This window comes from Bradyrhizobium sp. 132 (genome assembly GCF_023074185.1).
GTDB lineage: Bacteria > Pseudomonadota > Alphaproteobacteria > Rhizobiales > Xanthobacteraceae > Bradyrhizobium.
In genome coordinates, this window is record NZ_JADPKY010000060.1 from 34,820 (window position 1) to 50,016 (window position 15,197).

The following is a 15,197-nucleotide window of genomic DNA, read 5'->3' on the forward strand; positions in this document are numbered from 1 at the left end:
GCCGGACAGATGTCGTTTGCTCACGTTAAGAAGAAGAGAGTACTTCGTTGGCGCAATGTTGCTGTGCAAGGCGCCATCGCTTGGCTCGCGCTCATGCTCGTGATCGCGATCCTAGCAGATCGTCTCGCTCCCTATGATTATGCCGCACTTGATCTTCGGCATCGTCTCGCTGCGCCTATTGGCTTCGGGGGGCACGTATCGCATCTGTTCGGCACCGACGAGCTTGGCAGGGACCTGCTGGCTCGCTTACTGATATCGATCCGGATGAGCCTTTTCATTGCTTTTGGAGCCACGTTGATAGGCGCATGCCTGGGTACCACGCTCGGCTTTCTCGCCGCCCATTTCCGCGGCTGGGTCGAACAGGTCATCCTCGCATGTGTCGATTTCCAGGCCAGCATGCCATTTCTCGTTCTGGCGCTCGCCGTACTTGCATTTGTCGGTAACTCTCTGCTGCTCTTCGTGGCCCTCCTTGGCCTTCATGGCTGGGAGCGCTACGCGCGCGTCACGCGCGCGCTCGCGATGAGCGCGAACACGCAAGGCTATGTGGTCGCCGTACGCCAGCTGGGCGCAGGACCTTGCCGCCTTTACCTGCGCCACATCCTACCGAACATCGCCTCAACCCTGATCGTCACCATGACGCTCGCCTTTCCGGATATTATTCTGCTCGAGAGTGGTCTGAGCTTCCTTGGTCTGGGCGTGCAGCCCCCGCTCACCTCCCTCGGCAATATGGTCGGCTATGGTCGTGACTATCTGACCCGCGCGCCCTGGATACTCGTGCCCTCTTCGCTGATCATCTCGCTCACCACACTGTCCATCTCGCTGGTGGGGGACTGGCTGCGCGACCGCATGGACAAGACATTATCGTGAAGGCCTCTGTGACTCACCCTGCAACCCGCCGCGTCATCCTTGTAAGTTTCGATGGGCTTCGTCCCGATCTTATTAATGCTACAGCGACTCCTCATCTTCATAGGCTGCAGTGGCAGGGCGTGACCCTCGCCCGGAATGTCACCGTCTATCCGAGCGAAACGCGGGCGGCGATGCCTAGCCTTGTTACCGGCGCATCACCCGGGCGCCATGGCATGGTCGGGAACCAATACCTCGACCGGGCAGCGGAGCCGTCACGCTACGTCGACACGGCGGATGATCAACTGGTCGAAACCCTGGATACGTTGAGCGGCGGGCGTCTCATGGGCGTGCCATCGCTCGGCGAGGTTCTTGCCGCCCAGGGCAAGATGCTCGCGGTGCTCGCGTCGAATTCTGCCGGGACAACCCGCTTGTTCAACCACAAGGCGCGCACGTTCGGTCATCCCACAATCTCGGGGCACTTCGCGCGGCTCGCGACTTCCCGATCTCTTCTAGAGGCGCTGAATGCTCGGATCGGTCCGCCCCCGGCGCCCGCGCCTGCAGGAACGCCCGATGTCGCAGCGCAGAGCTATCTGACGGCGGCTTTGCTCGACATCGTCTGGCCACAGCTTCGGCCGGACGTCACCATTCTCTCCTTTGGCGAACCGGACGCTTCGTCTCATTACTGCGGCACGGCAGAGGTACGGACGTTGGAAGCGCTCGCCTGGGCCGATCAGCAATTCGGTCGTGTTCTGGACTGGTGGGAGGCTGAAGGCCGGCGGCAGGACGTCCACATCATTGCCGTCTCCGATCATGGACACGTGAGCGTCCATGCGAAGGCTGACGTTCACCAAGTGCTCAGAGATGCCGGATTCCGTTGCGGCTCGGCGCCTGGGCAAGACGTAGATGCGATTCTCGTTCCCGGGCAGGTGGGGGCCATTTATCTGGCAGACCCCTCGGAGCTGAACATCCGGCGAGCCGTCGCAGCAATGACCAAGGCGCCGTGGTGCGGACCTATCTTCACCGCTGGACGAAATGACATCGAGGGCATCGCGCCGGGCAGTTTTGCGCGCCAACTTGTGATGGCAGATCATGCCCGATCCAGCGACATCCTGTTCTCCTATCGTGCCGATAGTGAAGTCGATCCATTCGGCCTCATGGGCCGAACCTGGAGCAACGACGCGCCGATCGGACTGGGAGTACATGGCGGCTTGCATCCTAAAGAGATGGCGGCAGTCGGTATTCTCGCCGGGAATGCCTTCCGCTCGGGCAGCCTTTCAGAAGTTCCGTCGGGAATCTGCGACATCGCGCCGACCATTCTGCATCTCCTGGGAATTGTCGCCCCTAGCCAAATGGATGGGCGCGTCCTCAACGAGACGTTTGCGACATTGCCCCAGGCTGCACCCGCGTCGGTCGTAGAGACCGTCTGCGAGGCAAGCTCCTCCACTTACCACCAGGTCTTGCGCCGCATACAGGTAGGAGCCGCAGCCTATATCGAAGGCGGCTTTGCAGAGAACGCCGCGTGAACCTGGTGGCTTTCGCATGCGGGAGCGGGACCGGCAGCTCCTCGAGCGCCGGGATGCTGTCCCGCAGCTCGTCCGGAAGCCGCGCCATCTCCAAGCAAGCGCGTCTGGCCAGAGCGCGAGCTAAGCGGGCCGAGGAGTATCAGGAACTCCTCCGTAGCCGTTTTGCCCGGAGCCGGTACGACAGTGCTCTCCGGGTCGATCTTGCCAACTACGAACGATGGCTGCCGAAGCATCTGAGAGAAGCTTTCAAGCACTACTAAGAAGGCGTCCGCCTGCGGGTGATGAAAACGACCAAGTCGACCTGGTGCCTTCGTTGGACGATCGACAGTTGGCAGATCTCATCTATCAATTGGATCGCGCGTGCGCGGAAAATGAAACCGATAGACAGGCGCTGGACCGGTGGTTCGATGGAGGCGGGTAGCAAGGCGGATGGACGGCAGCCGAATGGAGACAAAGTTCCCGGTTTCAACAGTTTGGCTACATCTGCGATGGAACTGTTGAAACCGTTGATTTTTAATGATAAATACGGTTTCAACAGTGAGGACGTCAAACTAATCGAAGTGTTGAAACCATGGATTTTCAAGAGCTTAACAATGATCAGCGCCGCGAGGTGGTCAATAGCCAGCAGCGCTTTCAGGCCTTGCGGGATGCCAAGGAGGCGTACGATGCTCATCGCGGTTCCCTGACCTGGATTGAGTCCAAAGGCCACGAATACCTCGTCCGGAGCTACTACGATAAAGCGGGCCTCCGAAAGCAAAGCTCGCTCGGCACGCGCTCGGCCGAAACCGAAAAAATGAAGGTCGACTTCGAGGCTAAGCGAGCAGCGGCGGAAAACCGACTGAGGAACTTGCGCGACACGATGGACCGTCAAGCCGCGGTCAATCGCGCACTCGGCTTGGGTCGCGTCCCTCTGATCGGTGCCCGCATCATGCGCGCTCTCGATGGCTTCGGAATGTTAGGTTCCGGCATTCGGATTCTCGGAACAAACGCCATCTACGCTTATGAGGCCTCCTCCGGCGTCAGAATCGATCCTGGCTTGGCCACGACGGAAGACATCGATCTTCTGTTCGACGCGCGCGGCGGCCTTACGTTTGTGGCGGACGACGACGTTTCCGAGTCTTCGTTGCTGAAGATACTCCAACGTGTCGACACCAGCTTCGAGCGCGCCAAGCAGACGTTCCGCGCCGTAAACCGGGACGGCTATCTCGTCGATCTGATCAAACCTATGCAGAGCCCTCCTTGGAAGAAGGCCCCGGATAAAATCGGCTCGGACCCCGAAGACCTGACTGCCGTTCAAATCGAAGGACTCGATTGGCTGCAGAATTCGCCGGCTTTCGAGGCAACCGCGATCGACGAGAAGGGCGAACCGGTGCGCATCGTCGCTCCAGACCCGCGGGTTTGGGCCGCCCATAAGCTTTGGTTGTCCCGGCGTGCGGACAGGGAGCCGCTCAAGCGACAACGAGATGCAGCACAGGCGGAAGCCGTCGGGGCTCTGGTCGCGAACTATCTCACTCACCTCCCATTCGACGCAGAGCAGCTGAAGATGCTTCCGAAAGAAGTGGTAGACAGCGCGGAGCCGCTTTTCGCTAAGAAAGACACCGCGGCCCGCGCCTAACAGTCAGGTTCGAAAGACCGAGGCCGGCATATCCGGCGCCGATCATCGGCGGCACCATGATGGTGATCCGCATGATGCTGCTGCTCATCGGCATGCCGACGATCATCGTGAGCGGCATCATCACCGGCATCATCATCCCCATCCCCAGCATCAGCATGGGCGCCGCCGCGGACTTGTGGGGGCCACTTTCATCAAGCGCGACATGGCGATCCTGGCGACCAGCGTCCGGGACTGGGCCGACCGCACCAGGCGGCTGGCCGCGCGCGTGCCGGAACTCGACGTCTTTTCGCAAGGTTTGGTCGATCGCGAAAACGGCGGGTGGAAGATCATCGACAAGGGGCGGACCGTGCTCGAATTCATGGAGGGGCGCAAGGTCGTCGATGTGCCGGTCGAGGTGGCTGCGGCTCAGACGGTCATTGCGCCCGCGCCTCCGCTGCCGCCGCTCGCGAAGGAAGCGAGCGAGTCCGAGCGAACGCGTCTTGACCCGCAGCCGTTCAAATATCCAGCGATGGCAGCCGCCGTCCACACCTTAGGCTTCGCCGGGTCCGGAGAAGATGGACGCCGGTGGCGTCGTCCGCGGTACCGGCAGCGGACGCTCGGCCGCTGCAGGGCGGGGTGGCTGATCGCTCTTCGCATCGTATCGCTTGGCGAGATCCAGCAGGCGTCGCCTGGTGAACGGATCGGCCTTCTCGGCGAGGGTCCGGACCCGATGGGCGAGGCCCTGGTAGACTTCCTGCTCCATGACACAACCCCACGACATTAATCGGCGGAGTTGAGTATGCCGATGCCCTGGGAGTCAAGAACGGCGGGGGCTTGGTGCCACTCGGCGTGGTCCGTGGCAATCGCTCAGAAGAGGGCGGACCAGAGGTCCGGGAAGACCATGGCTGCTGAGAGGGATAGCAACAGCCCGGCGCCGCAGAAGATCGCGACCGCCTTGAGTTCTTCGACGTCCTTGTCCGTGCCGGTCGCGCGTGCCAGCGCCTTGGCCGCCCATTCCATGGTTCGGTCTCCTCTGAAAACCACCCACCAGCCGTAGCAGCTCCTCCCGCTACCGCGTGTGAACTGGCTCTCACGCGCCAGCACCTGATTGTTGCGAGCTCGGTCTCGCGCGGGGAGGGCTAACGGTGGCTCGCAGCCTCTTTCGGGCGTCAGAGATCGGCCCCGGCTGCACCCGAAAATTTTTCGGGCCGACCCTTGAAACCAAAACCAGTTTTTCTAATTTCTCAGTCGCCACCGCAGGGTGGCTTCCGGGTGCCTTTTGGGCCCGGGGTCCCAGACGGGCACCGGTCGTGTCCGGTGCCGTTCGTAACCATTTTGCTCCTTGGAGGATCTGGCTATGCGCAGCTACGACTTTTCACCGCTCTGGCGTTCGACCATCGGCTTCGACCGCCTTTTCGACCTCGCGGAATCCGCCCAGCGGGCCGCTGAGGACAATTATCCCCGTACAACATTGAACGGCTCGGCGATGATCGCTACCAGATCTCGCTCGCGGTCGCCGGCTTCTCGCCCGAGGAGATCTCGGTCACGGCCGAGCACAACGTCGTCACCATCGAGGGCAACAAACCCGAAAAGGCCGAGCGCGAGTACCTCTATCGCGGTATCTCGAACCGTCCCTTCAAGCGTCAGTTCAACCTGGCGGACTATGTCCAGGTCAAGGCCGCGGCCTTCGACAATGGCCTGCTCAAGATCGAACTCGTCCGCGAGATTCCTGAGGCCATGAAGCCGCGCCGGATCGCCATCAACGGCGCCGCGCCCGACAATCTCCATCAGCTCGAAGCCAAGGCGGCTTGAGCGGACGCAAACGGGAGCCACTTCGCTGCGGCTCCCGTTATTGATCGTCTTCGAATGGAGGAAATCATGCGGCCGACGACCACGACCGACGACAATGTCTTTGACTTCCAGGCTATCCTGCATCCCGGCACCGTCTTCGAACATCCGAAGGACGTGGTCGCCCACCCCGCCCTGACGCTGGCAGAAAAGCGGGCCATCCTCGCGTCCTGGGCCTCGGACGCTTCGGCCATCGCCTCCTGCCCGGCGCTGCGGGCTCCGGAGGGACTGAAGGCACCCGTCAGCATCGACGCCATCCTTGACGCTCTCTGCGAACTGGACGGCGGCCCTCGCAATCCGCCCGGCGGCAAGCCGAAGCGCCGCTTCTCGGTGTCGCGGCTGGCGGCGTGAAGGACGCAGTCATGCGGACAGTTCAATCGGCATGACAGAGCCTCGCCCAGGCCGAAAGCACGGCTGGGCGAGGCGGCTGCAGCAGGACGCGGACGCTTGGCGCAACGATAGAAGCAGGCCGGTCCGGGCCCGCCACCGGCACGCGGGCGGGGTGCGGGCCATCCCTGTCGTCGTCAAGCGTGCTCGCGTCGGCAGCGCTGGCAGCTGGGATCTGGAGGCGCAGTGACGCCGGTCGCGTCAGGCGGACGCCGCTTTCCGTAGAGTGTCCCGCTCGCGACAGAGATCGTCGACCTTCGCCCGCATTCTCGAGAGCAGCAGTTCGGCTGACGCTGTCGGCACGCTGGCCCGCTGCAGCATCCCGATCTCCCGCTCCTGGGCGCGGAGTTGCCCGCGCATGCGCGTGATCTCGCCACGGAGCCAGTCGAGCTTCACAGCGCGCTTAGGTCGTCGCCGAACTTCCGGATCAGCGTGGCGTCGGTGAAGTCGCCGCTGGGCGGATCTCCGGTCCGCGAGATGACCGGGCTTCCGGGATAGCGCCTCCGCCCGCATGACCGCGGCATTGGCGCTGAAGCACTCCGTTGCCTCCCCGGCGGCCACGCCGTCGTCGGAGAAAACGAACGGTAGAGCGACATAATAGGTCACGTCAGCCATCATAGGTCACGTGTCAGCCATCTGCCTCATCATTGCGTTCGCGCGGCCCTGGAAGTCGCCCCCGGGCGTAGCCGGTCGACACCTTCGAGCGGAGCTCGTTGAGCTGCACCTCCAGAAACTCGTTCGCGACCATAGGACCTTCACGGGTTTTCCGGGCATCGCCGCCGCAAGCCGCTATCGCCTGGTCGGCGGCGGCATCGAAATCGTCGACGGCGGGAATAGTCCGATCGGGACCAGCTTTCATGCTTTTATGTTCCCGTTTCGTTCATTCGAGTCAAGAGGCTTCCCCGTCCGAATTCCCAGGGCGCGGCGGCCGTCGGCGGATGAATCTCGGGGATGAGCCTGCGAAGGAAGCCGCGAAGAAGCCCGCGGCCGGCACGGGACGGAAGTCGGCTTAATTTCAGTTTTCGAGTCCGTCCGTCGCGCCGTTGTTGCCGGATCGGATCGTGTAGCCGCTCCCGACCGAGGAGCCATTGGTCTTTTGCGGGGTTAGGTCGGAGTCGATTTCAAAAACATCGAAAGGGAACCGCATGGATCAGCCCCGCGACGTCGCCGTGATCGTCGGTAGCCTCCGGAAGGCTTCGATCAATCGCATGGTGGCCAATGCGCTCGCTGAACTGGCGCCAGCCGGACTAAAGCTGGGCATCGTCGAGATCGGCCAACTGCCGCTCTACAACCAGGACGGCGATGACGATCCGCCAGCGGAATGGACGGCGTTCCGCGAGCGTGTACGGGCGGCGGATTCCGTCCTTTTTGTCACCCCCGAGTACAATCGCTCGGTGCCTGCCGCGTTGAAGAACGCCCTGGATGTGGGATCGCGGCCCTACGGCAAGAGCGCCTGGAGCGGCAAGCCTGGCGCTGTCGTCAGCGCCTCGCCGGGCGGCATCGGCGGCTTCGGCGCCAACCATCATCTGAGACAGTCGTTGGTATTCCTCGACGTGCCCGCGATGCCGCAACCGGAAGCTTATATCGGCGGCGCCGACAGACTGTTCGACGCGGACGGAAAGCTGGTCAACGAGGAAACGCGGAAATTCCTTCAGGGCTTCATGCAGTCCTATGCCGCGTGGGTGTCCGCTAACACCTCCAACCGGGCTTAGGGGCCCTCTGCAAGCCAGCGCTATTCCGGCTCGATCTGCTTGCGCCGGATTGTGAAAAGGGAAAAGCTTCCTTTGCTTCAAGTCCTGCGATGGAGTGGCCCATGTCCGATCCCGCACTAGGCAACCTTGACGCAATGCTTCCCGACCTGGCCGAACTCTACAAGGATGTGCATTCGCATCCCGAGTTGTCGATGCAGGAGATCCGCACGGCGACGTTGGCGGTCGACCGACTTCGCGCCGCGGGTTTCGAAGTCACGGCGGGCGTCGGCAAGACCGGCGTGGTCGGCTTGCTACGGAACGGCGAGGGACCGACGGTCATGCTGCGCGCGGACATGGACGCACTGCCCGTGGAGGAAGCAACCGGGCTTGCCTACGCCAGCAAGATCACGGCGAAAGACCGCGACGGAAACACCGTCCCCGTCAGTCATATGTGCGGTCACGACATGCACGTAACTTGGCTTGTAGGCGCCACCCGATTGCTCGCCGAGGCCCCGACCACCTGGCACGGGACGATCATGGCGGTCTTTCAGCCAGGCGAGGAAACGGCAGAAGGCGCGCAGGCTATGATCGACGACGGCTTGTTCAAGCGATTCCCGAAGCCCGATGTAATTCTTGGACAGCATGTCATGGTTGGGCCGTCGGGCACCGTTGCCGGACGTGCAGGTGCGATCACCTCCGCCGCCGACAGCTTGCAGATTCGCCTGTTCGGTCGCGGCGCGCACGGGTCGATGCCGCAGGCGAGCATCGATCCGGTGGTGATGGCGGCGGCCACCGTGCTGCGGCTGCAGACCATCGTTTCGCGCGAGATCGCCGCTGCGGAAGCTGCAGTCGTGACTATCGGCGTCCTGCAGGCGGGGACGAAAGAAAACGTCATTCCGGACGAGGCCATCATCAAGCTGAACGTGCGGACTTTCGATGCCGGAGTAAGGACGCGCGTCCTGGCTGCCATCGAGCGGATCGTCAATGCCGAGGCGGCGGCCTCCGGCGCCCCTCGCAAACCGGAGATCACCTCGCTGGACCACTATCCTCTCAACGTGAACGACCGGGATGCCAGCGAACGCGTGGTGGGCGCATTCCGGGGTCATTTCGGCAGCGAACGGGTAAGGGCAACGGGACCCGCCCCTGCGAGCGAGGACTTCGGGTCGTTCGGGACCGAATGGCACGTGCCCTCGGTTTTCTGGTTTGTCGGCGGTACCGATCCGGAGACCTACGCCAAGGCGAAAGCGGCGAACAAGCTCACCGAGTTGCCAGTGAACCACAGTCCGAAATTCGCACCTGTTCTGCACCCCACCCTGCAAACCGGCGTGGAGGCGCTGGTAGTCGCGGCTCGCGCCTGGTTGCCGGCATAGCGCCGGACGGCATCATGGAAGCGCTTCCGCTTGTGCTTGATCTGGCCGGTACCTTTGTCTTCGCGCTCAGCGGGGCGCTGGCGGGGGTCAAGCGAAAATTGGACTTGTTCGGCATTCTGGTGCTGTCGTTCGCGGCGGCCAATTCGGGCGGCATCACCCGGGATCTCCTGATCGGCGTCGTTCCTCCCGGCGCTATCGCCGACTGGCGCTACCTCGGCGTATCGCTCCTCGCTGGTGTCATCACGTTCTTCTTCTCTTCCTTGATCGTGCGGATGTCGAACGCGGTCCTCATCTTCGACGCCGCAGGTCTCGCGCTTTTCGCCGTCACCGGCGCATCGAAGGCAATGGCTCACGGGCTGAATCCGCTCATGGCCATAGTGCTGGGCATGGTCACCGGGATCGGCGGCGGGATGGTGCGTGACGTGCTGCTCGCCGAGATTCCTACTGTGCTCCGTGCAGAGCTATATGCGGTCGCGGCGCTTGCGGCCGCGGCCATCGTGGTGGTTGGACACATGTTGCAGTTGCCAGTCGCGCCGGTGACGGCGGTGGCGCTGATTTCATGCTTCTCGCTGCGCGTCATGGCAATGAAGCGTGGCTGGCGACTTCCGATTGCGAAGTTCATGGAATAGTGCGACCCCGGCCGGCCAAACGCGTTCGGAGGTTCGGAGAGGTGCTAGTCGGCGATCGCCAGCCGCTGTCGATCGCCTTGCGCTGCACACGGAACGGAGTGTGTTCGAGTCCGTTGCACCCTTAACCTTCAGGATGGAGAACGCTCATGAGATTGATTGTGGCAGCGGCTTGCGCGGCCGCCATTTCGCTCGCTTTCGCACCCGGCGCGGACGCCAAGGGCTGCATCAAGGGGGCCATCGTCGGCGGCGTCGCCGGGCACATGGCGGGACACGGCAAGCTCGGCGCTGCGGCCGGCTGCGTCGTCGGTCATCACGAAGCCAACAAGACCGACGCCAACAAGGCCAACGCACAGGCGCCTGCGGACCGGAAGTGATCCACCAGCGCTACCGCAAGCCAGGCGGGCATGTGTCGTCCGGATGCATCGTCATCGGCCTTGTGCTGGCGGGCGTCACGAGGTCCGCGCTTGCCGCCGAAATGAAGCCTGCCGCGATCGACGCGGCCGAGCCCTCGAAGAAGACCCTGTCCAACGAGAGGCCGGCCCCGGCGGGGATCCGGTTGCAGGTCCTGCTCGACCGGGCGCACTTTCTCGCCAGGCGAGATCGAAGGAAGGTTCGGGGAGAACGCGAAGAAGGCGCTGCGGGCCTTCGAAGAGGCGCAGCAATTGCCGGTCTCCGACGACCTCAACGCCGATGTTTGGGGAAAGCTTGCTGCGGACGGCCGCCCGGTGACGATGGAATGGACTACACCATCGCGGAGCAGGACGTCGCAGGGCCGTTCCTCAAGAAGCTGCCTGCGAAGATGGAGGACATGAAGGACATTCCGCAGCTGTCCTACGGCAGCCCGCGCGAAGGCTTGGCCGAGAAGCTTCACATGAGCGAGGATCTGCTGTCCGCCCTGAATCCGCGAAGGCACTTCGACCGCCCCGGCGAGGCCATCGTCGTGATCGACGCCGGCGCCGAGCAGAGTTCAGAGAAGGCGGCCAAGGTCGAAGTCGACAAGGAGCCGGCAGACGGTCAAGCTGTTCGACAAGTCGAACGCGCTGATCAGATTCTACCCCGCGACGATCGGCAGTGAGGAGAAACCATGCCCCTCCGGTACCTTGAAGGTGACGGAGATCGATCGCAATCCGACCTACCGCTACAATCCCGCTTACGATTTCAAGGGCGTTCACTCCCACAAGCCGTTCATCATCATGCCGGGCCCAAACAATCCTGTCGGCTCGATGTGGATCAATCTCTCCCGCGACGGAGACCGGTCGGTCCAGTTGTTGCTGTCTCAGCTCGAGCGGCGGCGTCGTCAGCGCGTGGCAATGGACGCCGGCATTGACGAGCGCATCCAGAACATCATCTCGGGACAAGCGCCGAGCCAACGAAGCGCGCGCCTATGGGGATCTCAGGCCCAGCCCTGCGCGAGATTCGGAAACTGCCGCGCTACGAGGTCGGCGCTTGCTTTCCCAACCGTTCGGCGCCGGATGGAAAGATTAGCAGGGCAGCGCGGGCGCGGCCCTAGCGACAAGCATGCCTCAGGAGATTTGCGTCTTTTCCGGGGGCGGAGTGAAGCTGTAGACGGCCTTGCCGCCCATCTGCGGGTTCTCGTCGAGCTCGCTCGTTTCGTGCAGCGAGATGCGCGGCAAACGGCGCTTGATCCTGCGCCGGACTTCCGTCTCCGGGAATGTCAGCCTCTGAAAAAGGTCCAAGGTCCTGCCGCTCTTATCGGTGAGAGCCTGGGCGGCCTTCACCCACTCGCCCGCAATCCGCCTGCGCTCCATCTTGATGGCGACGTCGAGGTCGCCGAGATCACCGCTGTCGGTGAGGTAGGAGCCGAACACGCGCACCTCAGTGACATAGTGGAGGAGCTCGCCGTCATCGTTGATCCTGGCAACGCGCGCGAGGACCTCAGCGAGCAAAGCCTCAGCGGCCGCGCGGCTCATGCGTGGACCCAGGGATTTCATTCCGGTCGCGTGGCCCTCGTCGGTGACCCGATAGACCGTGCGGCCGTCGCTCTCCCGGCCCTCGTCGCAGATGAGCTCCTGCGCGAGCAACGCTTCGATCAGGCCCTGCGTCTGAACGGTAAAATCCGGCACTTTGGGCAGGCGCACCCCGAAGATCTTGTCGCGGCTGCGTGCGGTCGTCCAAAGGCGCAGAGCGTGACCGCGATTGGATCCATCGAGCTTGCCGGTTTCGATCAACTCATCGATGGTTGCGCGCCACCATGTCCTGAAGAGGTGCTCGTCGACCAGATCGGCAAAAAAGCCATCGGAGTTCGTGGCATCGGCCAGCAGGTCGCGGACGAGCTTGGCCGGTTGCCCTCCGATCCGGGTGTTGCGGTCGAGTTTCATCGCGCTTCCAGGTGCCCCGCGATGCCGGCTAGCTCTTTCGGAAACAACCTTGCCTCGATCTGCGTGTATTTCGCAGCTGCGCATCGGGCGAAGCTAGAGGTCCATTGGCTCAAGCCGGTGAAGCCGACATAGACGGCTTCGTCCCCGTGCCGGTGCACCATCAGGCGCAGCCAGCCAGGCGTGCTAGTCTTCTCATAGAATCCTTGCTCGGACTGCGAGGCCTTGACGGGACAGCTCATGACTTCGTCGCCTCACCGAAGCTTTCGATGGCCTCTTGGAGCCGCTTTCGGAATTTGCCGGGGATGTCGAGTGCGTAGCTGTCGAGCAGATAGAAGGTGTTGGCGCGCCAATGCCGCGCCGTTTTCTTCGGGTTGGTGAGGCTTGTCACCTCGAATTCGATCTTGTTGGCGCCACGCGGATCCGACAAGCCAGTCGTCCTGGACGAACCTGTAGGTCCGAACATTGCCCTCGATGATGATCTCGAAGCCGAGATCGTGTAGCCGCTGCTCGGCCTCACCTATCTTTGCTTCGCCTCGCGCCGGGCCGCGCCACTCGTTCTGGTATAGAAAGGCCGGAGGAGCCTGCGCGGCGTGCTGCACCATCGGTTCCAACTCCCGTCGCTTCTGCTCGCGCTCCTTTTCGGCGCGGTCACTGGCGAGCAACGTTTCGTGCAGGTAATCGGCCGCGAGCTTGAATGCCGTGCCGAGCACCGTGCATCGGTGCATATTGCCGTAACCCCTCAGGTGACGTTCCAGCCCGCCTGGGTAGGCGAACCCGCCGCGCGCGCCGAATGCGGTCGTGCCATCCCCACATAACGGGCATGCCGCGCGCTCTTCGATGCCGGGATATGAGGCCAGGGCCGGATCGACCTTGGCGTGCTGGATCACGGCTCCGGCGGTATCGCGCTTCCATTTTTCCCACTCAGCCCTCGTTGTGCAGCCATAATAGCTGAACAGCAGGTCAGCAATCTCTTGAGGCTGCAGTCGGATCAGGTCATGGCGAAGGTCGGACAGCTCGCGTCGTAATGCCTTGATCTCTTAAGCCCGCGGGTCGATCGGCGGCGAATAGTTGGGTCGGTATGTCCTTTTGGACATGATAATGCTCGCGCTCAAAACACTTTTGCGCATCTAATGATAGGCGGAAACCTTTTTTCGCGCTGAGTAACTTAAAAAGGCATCTCGAACCGAACGAAAACCAGAACGGGCCGCGTTAGCTTCCTTGGCGGCGGCTCACCGAATGCTTGGTGGACCACGCTCATGACCTGCTCGACCTCCGGGAGAGTAGTCGCACGTACTTTCATGTGCCTGCAGCAGATCGATCGAATCCAAATGATACCGGACGCGACGCTATCCCGAAGTTACTTGTTGTAATTGCTAAAGAATTTTGCTACTACTTAAGGTACTGATCCGAGGAGACGTTCTTTAGTCTCTTCGCGTCTCCACACGGTGGTGGTTTTCTCTAAGAACTTCATAATTCCTCTTTTCGTATGGATGGAGTGGTCTTACATCTTGCTGTAGATGAGAGTCGCGAATTTCGAGAGACATGGCATCAAATGGCAGTGAAGAAATCTAGTAAAGCGGCGGCTAAAAAGTCCAGCGCCGGTACCGGGCATTCGGGGAACTTGGTTCGAGCAACCTTCCGAATGTTACCTCCCGCGGAGGTGAAGAAGGCCGCAGGGGGGCGCTGGGTCACAGTAGGCGAAAGCAAGAATCCCGGCGTGAAGCGGATAAAAAACCTGTACAAGACGGCTGGTTACGATCCGATCGGGGCGACGCCAGACGGAGTCGTCATCGTGAAGCCGCCAGGTAAGCCACGCGGATTCAGTGTGCAGCGCCTAGAGAAGGCCATCACAGGTGTTCGCGGAAGATCTTAATGTCTCGCCCATCTGCGGACCTGGCTGTCTTCATAAATTGTCCCTTCGATAAGAAATATAGACCTTTTTTCGACGCGATAGTTTTCGCTGTCGCTCGCTGCGGCTTCCAACCTCGTTGCGCGCTCGAAAGTATCGATAGCGGGGGGACCCGGATCGAAAAGATCATGAAGCTGGTCGAACAATGCCGGTACGGCATTCACGATCTTTGTCGAACTGAGCTGGATAGTACAAGTCGACTACCGCGCTTCAACATGCCCCTTGAACTAGGAATTTTCTTGGGAGCGAAGCGATTTGGAACAGCGCAACAGCGTCGGAAAAGTTGTTTGGTGTTGGACAAAGAGAAGTATCGATATCAGAAATTTATCTCCGATATCGCCGGGCAAGACATACAGTCGCATGACGGAAATACTAGTTCTGTCATAGCTCAGGTCCGCGACTTTCTTCGAGCGGAGTCAAATCAGAAAGTTCTTCCTGGCGGGACTGTGATAGCCAAGGAATATATGGAATTCGAAAAGCAAAAGCGCAAGATTTGCAAAGAACTCGACTTGGACCCTATCGCATCGACTTTTACAGACCAAGCCTACATTATCGCATACTGGATCAAGCAAAAAGCTGTCGGCTGATCTGCTGCTTCATTCGAGAGCAATCGAGCCTAAGGTGCCATCCGATCATAAAGCAGGACGTGGTCTGTTTCGAACCGCTTGTAGACGGATTTGTGCATTGGTGACGCGGACTCGCCGGTCTCCGGATCGACAGGAAGGTGGCGCACACCGGCCCTCAGGATGCTGCCCGCTTGCTCATTGTGTTGCGGTCCGGCCGGGTCTGGAGATAGCCGCAAGACGCTGCCATGATGCTTGAGACGCCCCAGCGACCATCCATTTTAGCGCCACGTCCGACAGGCGCGCTTCATTCTCCAGATAGCCACCACCAATGTCGGCGTGTACGCCCGGAAACCAGACTTGCTCGAAATAGAGATTGCCGTGAGCATCGCGTTGGTCTGACCTGCCCCTGCCGATTTCCTCCGGTTGAAGTTAGAGTCCGGCCTTCTGAAGGACGGACAGATGAAGCGAGCCAGGTTTACGGAAGAACAGATTATC

The 15,197-nt window shown here is 61.5% G+C and carries 19 protein-coding genes and 3 pseudogenes; 12 read left to right on the forward strand and 10 right to left on the reverse strand.

The window, feature by feature from the left end; genetic code table 11:
• Positions 1 to 9 precede the first annotated feature (9 nt).
• From IVA74_RS10460 to IVA74_RS10470, 3 genes are all read left to right on the forward strand, one after another.
• The gene (locus tag IVA74_RS10460) at positions 10 to 867 is read left to right on the forward strand and encodes an ABC transporter permease (protein ID WP_247282308.1); all 858 of its coding nucleotides are present in this window, start codon (positions 10 to 12) and stop codon (positions 865 to 867) included.
• An 8-nt stretch (positions 868 to 875) separates the two neighbouring features.
• Positions 876 to 2,369 carry a nucleotide pyrophosphatase/phosphodiesterase family protein gene (locus IVA74_RS10465; protein ID WP_247342564.1) on the forward strand — a complete coding sequence of 498 codons (1,494 nt, stop codon included), beginning with the start codon at positions 876 to 878 and terminating at the stop codon, positions 2,367 to 2,369.
• A gap of 571 nt (positions 2,370 to 2,940) precedes the next feature.
• A complete protein-coding gene (locus tag IVA74_RS10470) occupies positions 2,941 to 3,984 on the forward strand; it encodes a nucleotidyltransferase domain-containing protein (protein ID WP_247342515.1) in 1,044 nt (347 codons plus the stop codon).
• Here IVA74_RS10470 and IVA74_RS10475 read toward each other — a convergent pair.
• Complete coding sequence (locus tag IVA74_RS10475) at positions 3,956 to 4,141, reverse strand: hypothetical protein (RefSeq protein WP_247342518.1); 186 nt, start codon at positions 4,139 to 4,141, stop codon at positions 3,956 to 3,958. The two genes, IVA74_RS10470 and IVA74_RS10475, sit on opposite strands and share 29 nt — an antisense overlap.
• 18 nt (positions 4,142 to 4,159) lie before the next feature.
• Between IVA74_RS10475 and IVA74_RS41145 the strand changes: the two are divergent.
• A pseudogene (locus IVA74_RS41145) lies at positions 4,160 to 4,348 on the forward strand (hypothetical protein); the annotation flags it as partial.
• 165 nt (positions 4,349 to 4,513) lie between these two features.
• Here IVA74_RS41145 and IVA74_RS10485 read toward each other — a convergent pair.
• Positions 4,514 to 4,726, reverse strand: coding sequence for a hypothetical protein (locus IVA74_RS10485; protein ID WP_247342567.1), 213 nt, complete (start codon positions 4,724 to 4,726; stop codon positions 4,514 to 4,516).
• A gap of 104 nt (positions 4,727 to 4,830) precedes the next feature.
• Entirely contained in the window at positions 4,831 to 4,983 is a 153-nt protein-coding gene (locus tag IVA74_RS10490; protein ID WP_247342520.1) for a hypothetical protein, read from the reverse strand.
• Between the two features lie 337 nt (positions 4,984 to 5,320).
• On the opposite strand from IVA74_RS10490, the pseudogene IVA74_RS10495 reads away from it, so the two are divergent.
• Positions 5,321 to 5,775: pseudogene (locus tag IVA74_RS10495) on the forward strand (Hsp20 family protein).
• A gap of 66 nt (positions 5,776 to 5,841) precedes the next feature.
• Positions 5,842 to 6,162 (forward strand): hypothetical protein, encoded by a 321-nt coding sequence (locus IVA74_RS10500; protein ID WP_247342523.1) that lies wholly within the window; start codon positions 5,842 to 5,844, stop codon positions 6,160 to 6,162.
• 428 nt (positions 6,163 to 6,590) lie between these two features.
• Here the strand turns inward: IVA74_RS10500 and IVA74_RS10505 are convergent.
• Both IVA74_RS10505 and IVA74_RS10510 read right to left on the reverse strand, forming a co-directional pair.
• Positions 6,591 to 6,813 (reverse strand): annotated as a pseudogene (locus tag IVA74_RS10505) (hypothetical protein).
• A 13-nt stretch (positions 6,814 to 6,826) separates the two neighbouring features.
• Entirely contained in the window at positions 6,827 to 7,057 is a 231-nt protein-coding gene (locus IVA74_RS10510; RefSeq protein WP_247342526.1) for a hypothetical protein, read from the reverse strand.
• Between the two features lie 286 nt (positions 7,058 to 7,343).
• Here IVA74_RS10510 and IVA74_RS10515 point away from each other — a divergent pair, with 286 nt between their 5' ends.
• The 5 genes from IVA74_RS10515 to IVA74_RS10535 all read left to right on the forward strand — a co-directional run bounded on the left by IVA74_RS10515 (position 7,344) and on the right by IVA74_RS10535 (position 10,963).
• Positions 7,344 to 7,910 (forward strand): NAD(P)H-dependent oxidoreductase, encoded by a 567-nt coding sequence (locus IVA74_RS10515; RefSeq protein ID WP_247342529.1) that lies wholly within the window; start codon positions 7,344 to 7,346, stop codon positions 7,908 to 7,910.
• 101 nt (positions 7,911 to 8,011) lie between these two features.
• Positions 8,012 to 9,259 carry a M20 family metallopeptidase gene (locus IVA74_RS10520; RefSeq protein WP_247342532.1) on the forward strand — a complete coding sequence of 416 codons (1,248 nt, stop codon included), beginning with the start codon at positions 8,012 to 8,014 and terminating at the stop codon, positions 9,257 to 9,259.
• Between the two features lie 14 nt (positions 9,260 to 9,273).
• Positions 9,274 to 9,888: a trimeric intracellular cation channel family protein gene (locus tag IVA74_RS10525; RefSeq protein ID WP_247342535.1), complete on the forward strand. Its 615-nt coding sequence runs from the start codon at positions 9,274 to 9,276 to the stop codon at positions 9,886 to 9,888.
• A 146-nt stretch (positions 9,889 to 10,034) separates the two neighbouring features.
• A complete protein-coding gene (locus tag IVA74_RS10530; RefSeq protein WP_247342538.1) occupies positions 10,035 to 10,262 on the forward strand; it encodes a hypothetical protein in 228 nt (75 codons plus the stop codon).
• Positions 10,263 to 10,624: 362 nt separating this feature from the next.
• Positions 10,625 to 10,963, forward strand: a complete 339-nt coding sequence (locus tag IVA74_RS10535) for a hypothetical protein (protein WP_247342541.1) — start codon at positions 10,625 to 10,627, stop codon at positions 10,961 to 10,963.
• A 448-nt stretch (positions 10,964 to 11,411) separates the two neighbouring features.
• On the opposite strand, the gene IVA74_RS10540 is transcribed toward IVA74_RS10535, so the two are convergent.
• From IVA74_RS10540 to IVA74_RS10550, 3 genes are read right to left on the reverse strand one after another with little or no spacing between them, the layout of a single operon-like run.
• The gene (locus IVA74_RS10540; protein ID WP_247342544.1) at positions 11,412 to 12,227 is read right to left on the reverse strand and encodes a hypothetical protein; all 816 of its coding nucleotides are present in this window, start codon (positions 12,225 to 12,227) and stop codon (positions 11,412 to 11,414) included.
• Positions 12,224 to 12,466 carry a hypothetical protein gene (locus tag IVA74_RS10545; protein WP_247342547.1) on the reverse strand — a complete coding sequence of 81 codons (243 nt, stop codon included), beginning with the start codon at positions 12,464 to 12,466 and terminating at the stop codon, positions 12,224 to 12,226. Before IVA74_RS10545 ends, IVA74_RS10540 begins: the two co-directional genes overlap by 4 nt.
• A 12-nt stretch (positions 12,467 to 12,478) precedes the next feature.
• Positions 12,479 to 13,114, reverse strand: coding sequence for a hypothetical protein (locus tag IVA74_RS10550; protein WP_247342550.1), 636 nt, complete (start codon positions 13,112 to 13,114; stop codon positions 12,479 to 12,481).
• Positions 13,115 to 14,264: 1,150 nt separating this feature from the next.
• Here IVA74_RS10550 and IVA74_RS10555 point away from each other — a divergent pair.
• Entirely contained in the window at positions 14,265 to 14,723 is a 459-nt protein-coding gene (locus IVA74_RS10555) for a hypothetical protein (RefSeq protein ID WP_247342552.1), read from the forward strand.
• A 174-nt stretch (positions 14,724 to 14,897) separates the two neighbouring features.
• On the opposite strand, the gene IVA74_RS40760 is transcribed toward IVA74_RS10555, so the two are convergent.
• Both IVA74_RS40760 and IVA74_RS40765 read right to left on the reverse strand, forming a co-directional pair.
• Positions 14,898 to 15,032, reverse strand: a complete 135-nt coding sequence (locus tag IVA74_RS40760; protein WP_346730937.1) for a hypothetical protein — start codon at positions 15,030 to 15,032, stop codon at positions 14,898 to 14,900.
• A partial coding sequence (locus IVA74_RS40765) for a hypothetical protein (protein ID WP_249817208.1) occupies positions 14,981 to 15,197 on the reverse strand: 217 nt, incomplete at its 5' end. The genes IVA74_RS40765 and IVA74_RS40760, both read right to left, overlap by 52 nt.

What these genes read in the sequence shown, in the direction of transcription:
- IVA74_RS10475 (WP_247342518.1), bottom strand. Translation starts at nt 4,141, where the DNA reads ATGCTGATGCTGGGGATGGGGATGATGATGCCGGTGATGATGCCGCTC.
- IVA74_RS10470 (WP_247342515.1), top strand. Translation starts at nt 2,941, where the DNA reads ATGGATTTTCAAGAGCTTAACAATGATCAGCGCCGCGAGGTGGTCAAT.
- IVA74_RS10490 (WP_247342520.1), bottom strand. Translation starts at nt 4,983, where the DNA reads ATGGAATGGGCGGCCAAGGCGCTGGCACGCGCGACCGGCACGGACAAG.
- IVA74_RS10485 (WP_247342567.1), bottom strand. Translation starts at nt 4,726, where the DNA reads ATGGAGCAGGAAGTCTACCAGGGCCTCGCCCATCGGGTCCGGACCCTC.
- IVA74_RS10555 (WP_247342552.1), top strand. Translation starts at nt 14,265, where the DNA reads ATGAAGCTGGTCGAACAATGCCGGTACGGCATTCACGATCTTTGTCGA.
- IVA74_RS10530 (WP_247342538.1), top strand. Translation starts at nt 10,035, where the DNA reads ATGAGATTGATTGTGGCAGCGGCTTGCGCGGCCGCCATTTCGCTCGCT.
- IVA74_RS10500 (WP_247342523.1), top strand. Translation starts at nt 5,842, where the DNA reads ATGCGGCCGACGACCACGACCGACGACAATGTCTTTGACTTCCAGGCT.
- IVA74_RS10540 (WP_247342544.1), bottom strand. Translation starts at nt 12,227, where the DNA reads ATGAAACTCGACCGCAACACCCGGATCGGAGGGCAACCGGCCAAGCTC.
- IVA74_RS10525 (WP_247342535.1), top strand. Translation starts at nt 9,274, where the DNA reads ATGGAAGCGCTTCCGCTTGTGCTTGATCTGGCCGGTACCTTTGTCTTC.
- IVA74_RS10545 (WP_247342547.1), bottom strand. Translation starts at nt 12,466, where the DNA reads ATGAGCTGTCCCGTCAAGGCCTCGCAGTCCGAGCAAGGATTCTATGAG.
- IVA74_RS10535 (WP_247342541.1), top strand. Translation starts at nt 10,625, where the DNA reads ATGGACTACACCATCGCGGAGCAGGACGTCGCAGGGCCGTTCCTCAAG.
- IVA74_RS10510 (WP_247342526.1), bottom strand. Translation starts at nt 7,057, where the DNA reads ATGAAAGCTGGTCCCGATCGGACTATTCCCGCCGTCGACGATTTCGAT.
- IVA74_RS10460 (WP_247282308.1), top strand. Translation starts at nt 10, where the DNA reads ATGTCGTTTGCTCACGTTAAGAAGAAGAGAGTACTTCGTTGGCGCAAT.
- IVA74_RS10515 (WP_247342529.1), top strand. Translation starts at nt 7,344, where the DNA reads ATGGATCAGCCCCGCGACGTCGCCGTGATCGTCGGTAGCCTCCGGAAG.
- IVA74_RS10520 (WP_247342532.1), top strand. Translation starts at nt 8,012, where the DNA reads ATGTCCGATCCCGCACTAGGCAACCTTGACGCAATGCTTCCCGACCTG.